This window comes from Pseudomonas sp. JS3066 (assembly GCF_036328175.1).
GTDB lineage: Bacteria > Pseudomonadota > Gammaproteobacteria > Pseudomonadales > Pseudomonadaceae > Metapseudomonas.
In genome coordinates, this window is the sequence record NZ_CP143312.1 from 4,804,873 (window position 1) to 4,817,595 (window position 12,723).

General features: G+C 64.9%; 15 protein-coding genes and 1 tRNA gene. 8 read left to right on the forward strand and 8 right to left on the reverse strand.

The window, feature by feature from the left end; genetic code table 11:
- The first annotated feature begins 118 nt into the window (after window positions 1–118).
- The 8 genes from SA496_RS22745 to SA496_RS22780 all read left to right on the forward strand — a co-directional run bounded on the left by SA496_RS22745 (window position 119) and on the right by SA496_RS22780 (window position 5,222).
- Window positions 119–973, forward strand: a complete 855-nt coding sequence (locus tag SA496_RS22745) for a MaoC family dehydratase (RefSeq protein ID WP_330114502.1) — start codon at window positions 119–121, stop codon at window positions 971–973.
- A gap of 53 nt (window positions 974–1,026) precedes the next feature.
- Complete coding sequence (locus SA496_RS22750; RefSeq protein ID WP_120654382.1) at window positions 1,027–1,329, forward strand: MazG-like family protein; 303 nt, start codon at window positions 1,027–1,029, stop codon at window positions 1,327–1,329.
- Entirely contained in the window at window positions 1,326–2,075 is a 750-nt protein-coding gene (locus SA496_RS22755; RefSeq protein WP_120654381.1) for a methyltransferase domain-containing protein, read from the forward strand. The genes SA496_RS22750 and SA496_RS22755 overlap by 4 nt, the downstream gene beginning before the upstream one ends.
- A gap of 207 nt (window positions 2,076–2,282) precedes the next feature.
- Entirely contained in the window at window positions 2,283–2,882 is a 600-nt protein-coding gene (locus tag SA496_RS22760; protein WP_330114503.1) for a DUF4136 domain-containing protein, read from the forward strand.
- Between the two features lie 134 nt (window positions 2,883–3,016).
- On the forward strand, window positions 3,017–3,577 hold the full coding sequence (locus tag SA496_RS22765) for a DUF4136 domain-containing protein (RefSeq protein WP_120654379.1): 561 nt from the start codon (window positions 3,017–3,019) through the stop codon (window positions 3,575–3,577).
- 7 nt (window positions 3,578–3,584) lie between these two features.
- A complete protein-coding gene (locus SA496_RS22770) occupies window positions 3,585–4,082 on the forward strand; it encodes a GNAT family N-acetyltransferase (protein WP_330114504.1) in 498 nt (165 codons plus the stop codon).
- Window positions 4,083–4,087: 5 nt separating this feature from the next.
- Entirely contained in the window at window positions 4,088–4,591 is a 504-nt protein-coding gene (locus tag SA496_RS22775) for a GNAT family N-acetyltransferase (RefSeq protein WP_120654377.1), read from the forward strand.
- Between the two features lie 163 nt (window positions 4,592–4,754).
- A complete protein-coding gene (locus SA496_RS22780; RefSeq protein WP_120654376.1) occupies window positions 4,755–5,222 on the forward strand; it encodes an aminoacyl-tRNA deacylase in 468 nt (155 codons plus the stop codon).
- Window positions 5,223–5,328: 106 nt separating this feature from the next.
- On the opposite strand, the gene SA496_RS22785 is transcribed toward SA496_RS22780, so the two are convergent.
- The 8 genes from SA496_RS22785 to fdxH form a co-directional block, all read right to left on the reverse strand.
- On the reverse strand, window positions 5,329–5,781 hold the full coding sequence (locus tag SA496_RS22785; RefSeq protein ID WP_330114505.1) for a hypothetical protein: 453 nt from the start codon (window positions 5,779–5,781) through the stop codon (window positions 5,329–5,331).
- Window positions 5,782–5,977: 196 nt separating this feature from the next.
- Window positions 5,978–6,259: a hypothetical protein gene (locus SA496_RS22790; RefSeq protein ID WP_120654374.1), complete on the reverse strand. Its 282-nt coding sequence runs from the start codon at window positions 6,257–6,259 to the stop codon at window positions 5,978–5,980.
- Between the two features lie 283 nt (window positions 6,260–6,542).
- Window positions 6,543–6,638: transfer RNA gene (locus tag SA496_RS22795), tRNA-Sec, on the reverse strand.
- An 11-nt stretch (window positions 6,639–6,649) separates the two neighbouring features.
- Window positions 6,650–8,563 (reverse strand): selenocysteine-specific translation elongation factor, encoded by a 1,914-nt coding sequence (gene selB, locus SA496_RS22800; RefSeq protein WP_330114506.1) that lies wholly within the window; start codon window positions 8,561–8,563, stop codon window positions 6,650–6,652.
- Window positions 8,560–9,966 carry an L-seryl-tRNA(Sec) selenium transferase gene (gene selA / locus SA496_RS22805; protein ID WP_330114507.1) on the reverse strand — a complete coding sequence of 469 codons (1,407 nt, stop codon included), beginning with the start codon at window positions 9,964–9,966 and terminating at the stop codon, window positions 8,560–8,562. The genes selB and selA overlap by 4 nt, the downstream gene beginning before the upstream one ends.
- Window positions 9,967–10,014: 48 nt before the next feature.
- Window positions 10,015–10,944: a formate dehydrogenase accessory protein FdhE gene (fdhE, locus tag SA496_RS22810; RefSeq protein WP_330114508.1), complete on the reverse strand. Its 930-nt coding sequence runs from the start codon at window positions 10,942–10,944 to the stop codon at window positions 10,015–10,017.
- Between the two features lie 127 nt (window positions 10,945–11,071).
- Window positions 11,072–11,704, reverse strand: a complete 633-nt coding sequence (locus SA496_RS22815) for a formate dehydrogenase subunit gamma (RefSeq protein ID WP_120654355.1) — start codon at window positions 11,702–11,704, stop codon at window positions 11,072–11,074.
- An 85-nt stretch (window positions 11,705–11,789) separates the two neighbouring features.
- Window positions 11,790–12,716, reverse strand: a complete 927-nt coding sequence (gene fdxH / locus SA496_RS22820) for a formate dehydrogenase subunit beta (protein WP_330114509.1) — start codon at window positions 12,714–12,716, stop codon at window positions 11,790–11,792.
- Between the last annotated feature and the right edge of the window lie 7 nt (window positions 12,717–12,723).

The following is a 12,723-nucleotide window of genomic DNA, read 5'->3' on the forward strand; positions in this document are numbered from 1 at the left end:
TTTTCCTCCCCGCTCAAGGCCGTGATTGACTGCCCTGCCGCAGTCCCGGGACGGTCGGCCAATGTGCGGGGCGAACCGCTGGCTATGCTGAGCCCCATTCGCCCCAAGGAGATCACGCATGGCCACCGACTGGCTCGACCTTTCCGCACCTCCCGCCCTCCCCGGCCTGTTCGCCCGCGCCGCCGTGCACCGTGGCATGCGCGGCAAGGCCCTGCCCGAGTTGGGCGTGCGCTGCCAGGTGAGCGTCGACTCCGGTCATCTGGCGCGCTATCGCGCCGTCTGCGGCTTCAGCGACAAGGGACTGCTGCCGGCAACCTACCCGCACATACTCGCCTTCCCCCTGCAGATGCGACTGCTCACCGACCCGCGCTTCCCCTTCCCGCTGCTGGGCCTGGTGCACCTGGAAAACCGTATCCGCGTCTTGCGCGCCCTGGGCGGCCTGGGCCCCTTCACCGCCAGCGTGCAGGTGAGCGATCTCCAGCCCCACGAGAAAGGCGCCACCTTCAGCCTGATCACCCGCCTGGAAGACCAGCTCGGCCTCGTGTGGGAAGGCGACAGCCGCATCCTCTTCCGCGGCCTTCGCCTGCCCGGCCAGCCCGAACCGCGCGCCCCCCAGGAAAGCCTGCCGCTGGTGCACCTGGACCAGTGGTACGCCGCCGCCGACATCGGCCGGCGCTACGCCCGCGTGGCCGGCGACTACAACCCCATCCACCTTTCGGCTACCACCGCCAAGCTGTTCGGATTCCCCCGCGCCATTGCCCACGGCCTGTGGAACAAGGCGCGCTGCCTGGCGGCCCTGGAAATCCACCTGCCGAATGCCGGTTACGAGCTGGAAGTGCGCTTCCAGAAACCCGTGTTCCTGCCTGGCGAGGTCACCCTGCTGGCCAGCACGCCAGAGCCGGAAGGCCAGCTCGCGCTTCGCGGCAGGGGCGACACACCACACATGGCCGGGAGCTGGCGACCACTCGGTTGACCCTTGCGTGGACATGAAAGCGGCGGGACCATAGGCGGCTCAAGGAGAGCCCCATGAACCTCGACGAAATCACCGCCCGCCTGCACGCCATCCGCGATCACAACGACTGGCGGCAGTTCCATAGCCCGAAGAACCTGGCCATGGCCGCCAGCGTGGAAATGGCCGAGCTGGTGGAAATCTTCCAGTGGCTGACCGAAGAACAGTCGCACCAGTTGCCCCCCGAAAAACTCGCCCACGCCGGCCAGGAAGTAGGCGACATTGTCCTCTACCTCCTCCTGCTCTGCGCCGAACTCGGCCTGGACATGGACGCCGTGGTCCGCGCCAAGCTGGCCGACAGCGAAAGGCGCTTCGCATGAGCGACCGTCACTTCGATGAACTGGCGACGCGTTTCGCCGAAAAGATCTACGGTGGTGCCAAGGGCGCCATCCGCCTGGCCGTGCTCCAGGCCGACCTGGCCGAAGTCCTGCCCGAGCGCCCGTTGCGCGTGCTCGATGTGGGCGCCGGCCTTGGCCACATGGCCCTCTGGCTGGCCGAGCGCGGCCACCAGGTCACCCTCGCCGAACCCGCCGAACCCATGCTCGAAGGCGCTCGCCAGCGCTTTGCCGAAGCCGGGCAGGCGGCCAGCTTCATCCAGTCGCCCTGGCAGGAGCTGCTCGGTCAGCTCACCGAACCCTATGATCTGGTGCTCTGCCACGCCGTACTGGAATGGCTGGCCGACCCGCACGCCATCCTGCCTGTGCTGCACCAGCTGACGGCCAAAGACGGGATGCTCTCGCTGGCCTTCTACAACAAGGACGCGCTGATCTATCGCAATCTGTTGAAGGGGCATTTCCGCAAGCTGCGCAAACATAAATTCGCCGGTGAAGGGCAAAGTCTGACCCCACAGCAGCCGCTGGCCCCGCGTGACCTGGCCACGCAACTCGAAGGCCACTGGCAAGTCGAAAGCCAGAGCGGGGTACGCGTGTTCCACGACTACATGCCCCAGGAATTCCAGGCCAAGGCCGAACTGGTGGACTTGCTGGAAATGGAGCTCGCCTATCGCCGCCACCCCAGCTATCAGGGACTTGGCCGCTATCTGCACTGGATTTGCCGCCCTCTGTGAAACCCGCTCACGATTAACTGCGCGTCGGAATAGCTGCGTTGAAATGGCTTCGGAATGCTCATTTACATCCGTAGACTCTGCTTCCTGAGCCATCTGATTCGCTGGCGCTCTCCCTTCGGGCCAGCCTGCGGCTGTTACTCCCGTTGGTCGTTGCGCCTTGCTCTTCGCTAGCTCACAAAATCGTGAGCAGGTTTGAACGGAGGCCCCATGAAACTGCCCGCGCTACTCGCCCTTGCCCTGCTGTTGTCCGCCTGCCAGAGCCCCAACCCGTACAAGGCCGAGTCCCGCCCGCTGCCGCCCGCCCCGCCGGGCGCGGCGACCACCTTCGACAGCAGCGCTTACCCCGCCGCCCCCCGCGACTTCGGTCGGTATCGCAGCTGGACCTGGCTCGACGGCCAACTTCCCGCCGGCAACAACTGGGCGACGCCCGAGCAAATGGCGGAGATGGTCAACTCCGGCCTCGACCAGCACGGCCTGCGCCAGGCACGCACTCCAGGCCAGGCCGATCTCAAAGTCAGCGCCAGCCTGCGCTACGAGCGACGCCTGCGGCAGTACGACGACTATGGCGGTGCCTATTACGGCAGCGGCCCGTGGCGCGACCAGTACGGTGCCTGGGCCACCGTGCCCGTCGTGCGCACCTACGAGGAACAGGTTGCGGTGGTCTACCTGGAGTTCTACGACGCCCGTGACAACCAGCCGATCTGGAGCGGCAGCGGCGAAACCTATGCCAACGGCAATCGCTCCGATGGCGTGGCCGCACTGCGCGAAGCGGTGAAGGAAGCCCTGGACGACTATCCACCGAATTGAGGGCGAAGTAGCTCCCCTCTCCCTTTTGGAGGGGCTGGGAGTGAGGCACCTGATGACCTGAAGGCCCGCAAATTCCCCTTGCCGACTGCTCTGCCTTGCGTTTCGATAATGATTCCGGCAGAGGAGATCCAACCATGATCCGCCGCACGCTACTCCTGTCCACCGTCCTGCTCGTGGCGGCCTGTCAGAGCTACGACGTGAATCGCGATTACGACCGCACCCGCGACTTCGGCGCCTATCGCAGCTGGAGCTGGAAGGAACCTGCCCTGCAGTACCGCCCCGACGACCCACGCATCAAGAGCGACCTCACCGAACAACGCATCCGCGACGCCGTCGGCCAGCAACTCGACCAGCGAGGTCTGCGCCCGGCCTCCAGCGGCAAGGCCGACCTCAACGTCCAGTCCTGGCTCATAGTCGATGAACGCCAGCAACAGACCAGCTACAACTACGGCGGCTACTGGGGCGGCTATTGGGGAGGTGGCTACATGGGCGGCCCGGCTTATACCGAGACCCGCACTTACAACTACAAGGTGGCCACCATCCAGGTGGACCTCTACGACGGCAAGGATGGCAAGCTGGTCTGGCGCGGAAGTGCCGAGCAGATCATGAAGAGCTCCCCACCGACCCCCGCCGAACGTGAAGCCGCCATCCGCGAAACGGTCGCCAAGGTGATCGCCCAATACCCACCGCACTGAGGACCTCATGCCCGCCGCTAATCCCCAACTGCAACACCGCCCCGCCAGCGCCGAAGACCTCCACGAGATCGTCCGCTTCCCCCAGGATGCGGACGAACTGTTCTTCGCCTACCCCAAGGCCAGTTGGCCTCTCACCGTAGGTCAGCTCGCTGCCGCCATGGCCGAGCGCCGCGGCAGCACCGTTGCCCTGCTGGATGGCAAGGTCGCCGGCTTCGCCAACTTCTACCAATGGCAGCACGGCGAGTTCTGCGCCCTCGGCAACATGATGGTGGCGCTCTGGGCACGCGGACATGGCGTGGCCCAGTACCTGATCAGCACCATGGAGCGCCAGGCTCGCGAGCAGTACAAGGCCAGGCTGATGAAAGTCTCCTGCTTCAACGCCAATGCCGGCGGACTGCTGCTCTATACCCGGCTCGGCTACCAGCCACGCGCCATCGTCGAACGCCTGGCCCCGGACGGCCGGCGCATCGCCCTGGTCCAACTGGACAAAACCCTCCCGGACTGAGCCCGATGACCATTCGCCTCGCCACACCGGCCGATATTCCTCGGCTGGCTGGCATCGAGCTTCGCGCGGCCGAGCTCTTCGGCCCTGACGACCTGCCACCCCATCTCCGCGGCAGCACCCTACCCCTGGAATGCCTGAACCTTGCCCTGGCCAGCGACCTGCTCTGGGTCGCGCTGGCACCCACGTACAACGTGGCGGGCTTTCTCGCCGCCCAAGCCGTCGGGAACGTGCTGCACATCAGCGAAATAAGCGTCCTGCCCGAACAGGGTGGCAAGGGGTTGGGGCGCGCGCTGCTGGCTGCAGCAATCGAGCGCGGGCGCGATGGTGGATACGCGGCCCTGACCCTCACCACCTTTGCCCACATCCCCTGGAACCGCCCCTTCTACGAGCGCGCCGGCTTCCGTGCCCTCGCGCCCCAGGAGTGCGACCAACGCCTGCGGCAATTACTGGATACCGAACGCCACTCAGGCTTGCGTAACCGCCTGGCCATGCTCCTCGACCTGCCCTGAACCGGTCAGCGCTTTCCGGCCCGTTAAGCCGCTCCCTCACTAAACTTATCCACAAGGCAGCGGCCAGAGCCGATGCCGGGTGGGGAGCGGGAGGCTCCTCCTTGCGTGCCGGCGACGCAGGCTTACCGGGAGCGACGAGCTGCCGCCTGGCAGGAGGTGTCCCATGACCATGATCACCCAGCTGCAAAGCAGCCTTATGCAGCACAAGACACGCTTCGACGTGCTCAACCACACCGCATCCATGACCACCCGCGAAGCGGCTCGCCGCGCCGGCATACCGCCGCAGCAAATGGCCAAACCGGTAATCCTCGACGACTTCCAGGGCCACTGGATGATGGCCGTGGTGCCCGCTTCTCGCCACGTTGACCTGGAAAAGATCCACAAACTCACCCATCGCCACTGGCGCCTGGTGCGCGAACGGGACTTCGGCAAGCGCTTCGCCAACTGCGAAACCGGCGCAATCCCCGCCGTGGGCAACCTGTTCGGCCTCGACACCCTGATCGACCAGTCCCTGGCGGAACAGCCGGACATCTACTTCGAGTCCGGTCGCCATGACGAACTGGTGCACATGAGCGGCAAGCAATACATGGCGCTGATGCCGGAAGCCAAGAGCGGGAAACTCTGCGAATAACCGGAAAGTAGGAGCGAGCTTGCTCGCGAACAGCCTGAACACGCTCATTCGCGAGCAAGCTCGCTCCTAAGGAATGTCCGGCGCTCTCAAGCAGCAAGGCGATCCTTCAGTGGATATCCCCACAGAAAATGTCGTAGTTGCCATCTGCGGGCGCCGTCCGCAGTACAAGCGAGTAATCGCCTGCGCGTAATGCCGAGAACGGAACGGGCGCGGACTTCGACATCCGCCAGACGTCCCCCCGGAAATGGCGCTCCGTGGTGACCGTATTGTTCAGCTCATAGGCTGGCGAGGCCCCTGGATGCGCGCAACTTCCCGGGTAAATGAAGGTGTAAAGGCGAACGGGCCTGGTGGTGAAAGACGGTACACCGCTGATCACAAACGAAATGCTCGTCTCCTCGCCCCGTGGCACCAGCGTCGCCTGCGCGATACGCCCGGCGTTCTTCGGCGTGGCGTTCAATCTGACTTCGAGCAACTCTTTCTTGCCCTCGCCTGCTGGGCCCGCGCATGCGCAAAGTCCGAAAACGACCAGGATCAGTGCCAGAAACCTTGCTGCATTCATCGCACGCCTCCTACGGGGAGAAGCGCCGTTGCAATGGTCATCTATCCACTATATGCGCGGGACTGGCGGCAGCCGTGCCTCCCTACCCAACGGTCGAGAGCGCGAGAACAAAGAGCAGAAAGCCTCCATGAATGGTGGCTTTAGAGGAGTGGGCGACGGGAGGAAGTTCGTTCCTTCCTCCGCGACCGAAACGAACTCAGGGCTTGTACTGGGCTTGCGCAACGCACCACTTGCTGGCCGGGTCCTTCGCCTTGGTGCAGGAGTTGCGGAAAATCACCTGCGCATGCTGCTGGCAGTTGCGGAACTGCTTGGAGCCCTTCTCGTTCTTGCTGCACACCGTGTCCAGAGCGATCGCGCCGTTACGCTCCTGCCAGTTCAGGTAGTAATTGTCACTGTCCTTCTTGGCTGCCGGAGCTGCGGCAAAAGCCACGCTCGCCATGAGGACCAGCGCGCTGCCCAGTGCGAATCGGATAGTCATGTCAACTCCTGATGGTCGCTGTGTTTCAGAACGCCCTCTTAGAGGCGCTAGCTGTTGTGGCAGGTTCGAGTTCGAGCAGCCAACCCATGACCACCCTCTCCCGACTCAAGAACTGCAGGGATAACTGCTTAAATAGTGCTCAGCGCCCGTTATTGCCGCAAGAGCCATAGCTCCCAACGGAATGACCGTCTGTCTAAATGTCAGGCACGACACTAAGAAACTGGCGCAAGTCACGGAAATAATGGGAAAACACAGACGTTGAACACTGCATTGCGCTTTGAATTGGCGGAAGGCAGTGGGAGTCGAACCCACCCAGGAACGGCTGCCGTCCCCCACCGGGTTTGAAGCCCGGCCACGCCACCGGGCGTGCTTGCCTTCCATGACTCGTGTTCAGGGGCCGGACGCTTGGGCTAGCGCAGAGTCTTCCCTGATCTTGCGTTGGTCGCCGATGCGGCGGGTGAAGCCGATGCGGTCGAAGTATTCCAGTAACTGGATGCTGCGCTTGCGGCCGATGGCGAGATGGTCGCGCCAGACAGCGGCTTTGATGCTGCCGCTTTCATCCTGTAGTTGCCGGGCCAGTGTAGCCAGTTGGCGGATAGTCGTGTCCGGGTAGAACAGGTCTTTCACCACCTGATGCAGCAGGCCGAGGCGGGCGAGTTTGCGTTCCAACAGGCGCATGGCGCCCTCCTCAACCGCCAGCTCCTTGGCCAGGTCGCGAACCCAGGGCGGGTCGTATCGACCGGCCTCCAGCAGCGGCCAGATGCGCAGGCGCAAGGCCTCGTCGGCTTCGTTCAACTGCACGCGGTGGTCCGGCAGGTGCAGCCAGGCGCCGCTGGCTTGCACGGCGCCGCTGGCGAGGTACTGCTCGAGCAGGGCGATGAAGACGGGTCGTTCCAGTTCAGGCAGGGCGTAGCGGCGCAAACGGTCGCGGTCGGGGCCGAGCTCATCGGGGAGTTCGGCGTGGAAGCGGGCCAGGCCGTCGAGCAGTTGCTGTTCCAGCGCTTGCCAACGTTGTTTGGCGAACAGTCGCAGGCCGATGCGGGTGGGGATTTCTACCGCGTCGGCGGGCAGCGCCCAGCCGACGCGGGGGTGGTTGAACTGCCGCTCCAGCAACTGCGGGTCGAGGCCATTGCTGGCCGTGCTGAGCAAGGCCGGCAAGGCGGCTTCCAGGCCGTCTCCGCGCAGCGCTTGCAGTTGGGCCAGTCGCTCGGGCGTGCGCCGATTGCGCGCAGGTGCGAAGGGGTCGAGCACACGGCCGCCGCCGAGGGTGCGCTGGGCGGACTGGTCACGCAGCACCAGACGGTCGCCGTGTACCGCATGGGCCGGCGCATTCAGCAGCAGTTGGGCGAAACTGCTGCGGCCGGGGGCAAGGCTGGTGCCCTCCAACAACGCCACGCGACCGGTGACGTCCTGAGCGCCCAGGTGAATGTGCACCGGCGTCCAGTGGGCGAGGTCGTGGGGCTCACTGGGCAGCAGGCGCAGGTCGATATCCACACGCGTGGTGGGCGCCAGCAGGGCCGGGGCCAGTAGCCAGTCGCCGCGATGAATCTGTTCCAGGTTCAGGCGGTCGCCCGTGATGTTGAGGGCCACGCGCTGCCCCGCCTGGACCTCTTGTACTTGCTGGTTGCGTGCGTGCAGGCCGCGTACGCGCAACGTTCGGCCAGAAGGGCTGAGGACCAGCTCATCCCCTACCTTCACTCGCCCGGCAAAGGCTGTACCGGTGGCCACCACACCCGCACCGGAGACGCTGAAGGCGCGGTCGATTGGCAGGCGGAAATATCCGTCAGTGTCGCCCCCGGTGCTGCGCGCCGCTTCCGCCAACAGCGCCTGGCGCAGCGTGTCGATCCCCTGTCCGCCAAGGCTGTCCACCGGAAAGATTTCAGCACCTGCCAATGGCCCCGGCGCCAGCAGCTCCGTGACCTCGGCTCGTACCTGGCCCACACGTTTGGCATCGACACGGTCGAGCTTGGTCAGCGCCACAACGGCCCTACGGACACCCAGCAGTTCGGCAATGGCAAGGTGTTCACGGGTCTGCGGCATCACTCCGTCGTCGGCGGCCACGACCAGCAGCAACAGGTCGATGCCACAGGCGCCGGCCAGCATGTTGTGGATGAAACGTTCGTGGCCAGGCACGTCGATGAAGGCAGTAGGTTGGCCGTCACCGAGGTCCGCATGCAGGTAGCCAAGGTCAATGGTGATGCCGCGCTCGCGCTCGGCCGGACGGCGGTCACCTTCCAGGCCGGTTAGGGCCTTGAGGAGTGCTGTCTTGCCGTGATCGATATGGCCTGCGGTGCCGACTATCACTCAACGGCCCCCTGCAGTTGCGGCAGTTGAGCGAGGAAGGCGGGTTCATCGTCGAGCTGGCGCAGGTCGAGCCAGAGGGCATCGTCGTCGAGGCGACCGATCACCGGGATGGGCAAGGTGCGCAGGTTTTCTTCCAGCAAGCGCAGCGCTCGGCCGCGCAGGCGCTTGGGTTGTTGTGGGCGCAGGCAGAGGGCTGCGCTGGGCAAGCGTGCTACCGGCTGCGCACCGCTACCGATCATCCCGAGTGCCGACACCGCGCTTACCAGCCAGCCAGCCCCAAGTTGCGCAGCCACCTGTGGCGCAAGGCGCTCGGCCTGAATCTGGATGTCCTGTTGCGAGCGGCTTAGCAGGCGCAGGGTGGTGAGGCGCTCGGCCAGGCGTTCCGGATCGCGATACAGGCCAAGCACGGCCTCGAGGGCAGCGAGGGTCAGCTTGTCCACGCGCAGGGCGCGCTTGAGAGGATTCTTCTTGATTCGCCCGATCAGCTCCTTGCTGCCGAGGATCAGTCCTGCCTGAGGGCCGCCGAGCAGTTTGTCGCCACTGAAGGTGACGATGTCAGCGCCGTCTCGCAGGGCCTCTTGCACAGTGGGTTCCTTGGGCAGGCCCCAGCGGGTGAGGTCCACCAGCGTACCGCTCCCGAGGTCTTCTAGCAGGGGCAGGCCATGGGCGTGGGCGATGGTCGCCAGCTCTGCCGTGGGTACGCTGGCGGTGAAGCCTTGCACGCTGTAGTTGCTGGTGTGCACGCGCATGAGCAGGCCGGTGCGCGGGCTGATGACGGCCTGGTAGTCCTTGGCGTGGGTGCGGTTGGTGGTGCCCACTTCGACGAGTTTCACACCGGCGCGGGCCATGATGTCAGGAATGCGGAATGCGCCACCGATCTCGATCAGTTCGCCTCGGGAAATCACCCCTTCCTTGCGTGCGCCCAGGCTATTCAGCGCCAGTAGCACCGCCGCGGCGTTGTTGTTGACCACGGTGACTGCCTCAGCACCCGTGAGCTCGCGGACCAGGCCGGTGATGAGGTCGTCGCGGTCGCCGCGTTTACCACTGGCGAGATCGAACTCCAGGTTGAGCGGGTAGCGTGCCGCCAAGGTGATGGCTTCGATGGCTTCATCCGGCAGCAGGGCGCGGCCGAGGTTGGTGTGCAGCACGGTACCGGTGAGGTTGAACACTCGCCGCACCCGGCTGGAGTGGGCGGCGGCAAGGCGCTCGCCAGCACGACCGGCGAGTACGGCATCGGTCAGTTCGATGGCGGCGAGCTGGCCATGACGCGCCGGCTCGCGCAATTCGTCGAGCAGGTTACGCAGGGTCTTGAGCAGGGCCTCACGGCCGTAACGGCGTTGCAGAGGGGCGCAGGCCGGGCTGCGCAGCAGGCGGTCGACAGAAGGCAAGCGAGCGGCCGACATGGGCATTCCTTAGCGCGGGGCATTGGGTCCGTGCTTGAGTCTAGGTGCTTATTCCGATCCAGGGGCCAGCAGGAGGTTGGGCGCGCGGCGCAGATAGCCTTCTTCGCTCAGGCGCACATCGAGGTCGAGACTCGCCAGGTCGTCGGCCTGCGCCTCGGCCTCAGCGTCGAACTCCAGGTAGCACTGTTTGAGGTAACCCTGGCAGCTGGGGCAAGCCTCGGCACGGATGGGCGCCTGTTCGCCCTTCACATCGTCGCGTTCGAGGGAGAGCTGGGCGAGGTGCTTGCTCTCCTGGCAATGGCTGCACTTCAGGCGCACGTAGTGCCATTCGCAGGAGCACAGCGAACAGGCCAGGTAGCGCAGGCCGTTGTGCTTGCCGCGATGACGGATCATGCCGCTGACCGGGGGCGAACCGCAGGCCGGGCACAGGACCTTGGCGTCGTTCTCGACAATGGAACCGTCGGGCAGGGCCAGCAGCCAGTGACTGAAGGCGACTTGCAGGGCAGCACCGACAAAGGGGGCGATGGCAGGCGGCAGCAAGTCGAACTGTCCGCTGAGCAGGCCCACTCCCCAGGTTTTGCGTTGGGCAGCATCAGCTTCGCGCAACTGTCGCAAGGCATCGGCGACGGCCGCGTTGGCCGGTGCCGGGAAGCGCTCCAGCAAGGCATCGAGCACGGAAAGCCAGCCATCGGCACGCACCAGCGCCTCGAAGGCGATGGGCGGCATGCCGTGTTCAAGACTGCGGGCCAGGGCTTCGGGAGCCGGGCCGGGCAGTGGCGGCGGGTTGTCCAGCACCCTTTGCTGGGCATCGCAGAGTGCAGCCACCAGCAGCAGGTAGCCGGCAAGTGGATGGCCTTCGGCGAGCTGACGCAGGCGTGCCGCGCGTACGTGGAACAGGTCGCGTCCGGGCAGGTGGAGAAAGGGTGGGATGTTGGCGGCGGCCTCGATCTGGCCGGGCTCGAGTATCTGGCCTGACACGCAGGACTCCTTCAGTGACTGCTTGGGGCTTGTGTAGGGTGGGTGGAGCAACGCGATACCCACCATTTGCGCCTAATTGATGGACATCGCTGCGCTCCACCCATCCTACGAACCTGGTCTGGATCGGTCAGTGCTTGCCGCCCTCACCCTTGGTCACTTCCTTGTACCAGGCGCCATGGTGCTTGCGGGCCCAGCCCTTGCTGACCCAACCGTGGAGCATGGCGCTGATGGAACCCTTGATCCAGATACCTGCATAGATGTGCACGATGATGCTGAGAATCAGCACCCAGGCGGCAAAGGCGTGCAGCAGTGCGGCGAGACGGATGAGGTCGATGCCGAACAGATGGCTGAAGTACTGCCGCCAGATCACCACGCCCGTGGCCAGCAGCACCAGCATGCTGAGCAGCAGCACCCAGAACAGCAACTTCTGACCGGCGTTGTAGCGGCCGACTTCAGGCAGCTTGTCTTCGCGGTTGTTCACCACGTCCTTCCATTGCTTCAGCCATTGGCTATCGGATTTCGCCCAACGGTTGTGGTGGGCGAAGCGCATGGCCAGCCAGATGAAGAAGAGGAACATGGCAACACCGAGGAACGGGTGCAGGATGCGCGTCCAGGGGCCGCCGCCAAAGAAGCTGGTCAGCCAGAAGAGGGCTGGATGGAACAGCGCCAGGCCGGACAATCCGGCGAGGAAGAACAGGATGGCCACCGCCCAGTGATTGCTGCGCTCGGAGGGGGTGTAGCGTTCGATGTCTTTGTTCATATCGGGCTCCGTAACTGGGATCGAGTCCTGCCACCCTCTCCCCAGCCCTCTCCCTGAAGGGAGAGGGGGTTGTCCTGTGCCGCGTTCATTTCGGTGCCTTGGGATCGAAGCTGTGCACCGAAGGGTCGACCTTGTGGACTGCCGAATCACCCCGAGGGGCATCGTCTTCCTCGACCTTGTTCGGGCCGACCCGCACGTAGTGGAAGAAGCCGAACAACGCCACTACGCCCATTGCCAACAAACCAAGGGGTTTGGTCACGCCTTTCCACAGGCTGACCATCGGGCTGATGGCCGGGTCGTTCGGCAGGCCGGCGTAGAGCGACGGCTGGTCGGCGTGGTGCAGCACGTACATGACGTGGGTGCCGCCGACGCCCTGCGGGTCATACAGCCCGGCGTTCTCGAAACCGCGGGACTTGAGGTCGACAATGCGCTCGGCGGCGTGCTCCTTCATGTCTTCCTTGCTGCCGAAGACGATGGCGCCGGTCGGGCAGGTTTTCACGCAGGCCGGCTCCAGGCCCACGGATACACGGTCGGAACACAGGGTGCATTTGTAGGCCTTGTGGTCCTTCTGCGAGATGCGAGGAATGTTGAACGGGCAACCGGTGATGCAGTAACCGCAGCCGATGCACTTGTCCTGGTTGAAGTCGACGATGCCGTTGGCGTACTTCACAATGGCGCCCGGGCTCGGGCAGGCCGCCAGGCAGCCCGGTTCGTCGCAGTGCATGCAGCCGTCCTTGCGGATCAGCCACTCCAGGTTGCCGGCCTCGGTCTCATGCTCGGTGAAGCGCATCAGGGTCCAGGTGTTGGCCGTGAGGTCTGCCGGGTTGTCGTAGGTGCCGTGGTTCTGGCCGACCTCGTCACGCAGATCGTTCCATTCCGAGCACGCCACCTGGCAGGCCTTGCAGCCGATGCACTTGGAGACGTCGATGAGCTTGGCCACCTCGTCCATCTGGCGCACGGATGGCATGGGCGTGGTGGTGGCGGAGCGGGCGATGATGTCTTGTGATGCCATGGCTCAG

Bases quoted from the DNA above. Each gene is read 5' to 3' on its own strand.
- selA (WP_330114507.1), bottom strand. From the start codon at position 9,966: ATGTCGGCCGCTCGCTTGCCTTCTGTCGACCGCCTGCTGCGCAGCCCG.
- fdxH (WP_330114509.1), bottom strand. From the start codon at position 12,716: ATGGCATCACAAGACATCATCGCCCGCTCCGCCACCACCACGCCCATG.
- SA496_RS22780 (WP_120654376.1), top strand. From the start codon at position 4,755: ATGACCATGATCACCCAGCTGCAAAGCAGCCTTATGCAGCACAAGACA.
- SA496_RS22770 (WP_330114504.1), top strand. From the start codon at position 3,585: ATGCCCGCCGCTAATCCCCAACTGCAACACCGCCCCGCCAGCGCCGAA.
- SA496_RS22745 (WP_330114502.1), top strand. From the start codon at position 119: ATGGCCACCGACTGGCTCGACCTTTCCGCACCTCCCGCCCTCCCCGGC.
- SA496_RS22760 (WP_330114503.1), top strand. From the start codon at position 2,283: ATGAAACTGCCCGCGCTACTCGCCCTTGCCCTGCTGTTGTCCGCCTGC.
- SA496_RS22785 (WP_330114505.1), bottom strand. From the start codon at position 5,781: ATGAATGCAGCAAGGTTTCTGGCACTGATCCTGGTCGTTTTCGGACTT.
- SA496_RS22765 (WP_120654379.1), top strand. From the start codon at position 3,017: ATGATCCGCCGCACGCTACTCCTGTCCACCGTCCTGCTCGTGGCGGCC.
- SA496_RS22815 (WP_120654355.1), bottom strand. From the start codon at position 11,704: ATGAACAAAGACATCGAACGCTACACCCCCTCCGAGCGCAGCAATCAC.
- SA496_RS22790 (WP_120654374.1), bottom strand. From the start codon at position 6,259: ATGACTATCCGATTCGCACTGGGCAGCGCGCTGGTCCTCATGGCGAGC.
- SA496_RS22775 (WP_120654377.1), top strand. From the start codon at position 4,088: ATGACCATTCGCCTCGCCACACCGGCCGATATTCCTCGGCTGGCTGGC.
- SA496_RS22750 (WP_120654382.1), top strand. From the start codon at position 1,027: ATGAACCTCGACGAAATCACCGCCCGCCTGCACGCCATCCGCGATCAC.
- SA496_RS22755 (WP_120654381.1), top strand. From the start codon at position 1,326: ATGAGCGACCGTCACTTCGATGAACTGGCGACGCGTTTCGCCGAAAAG.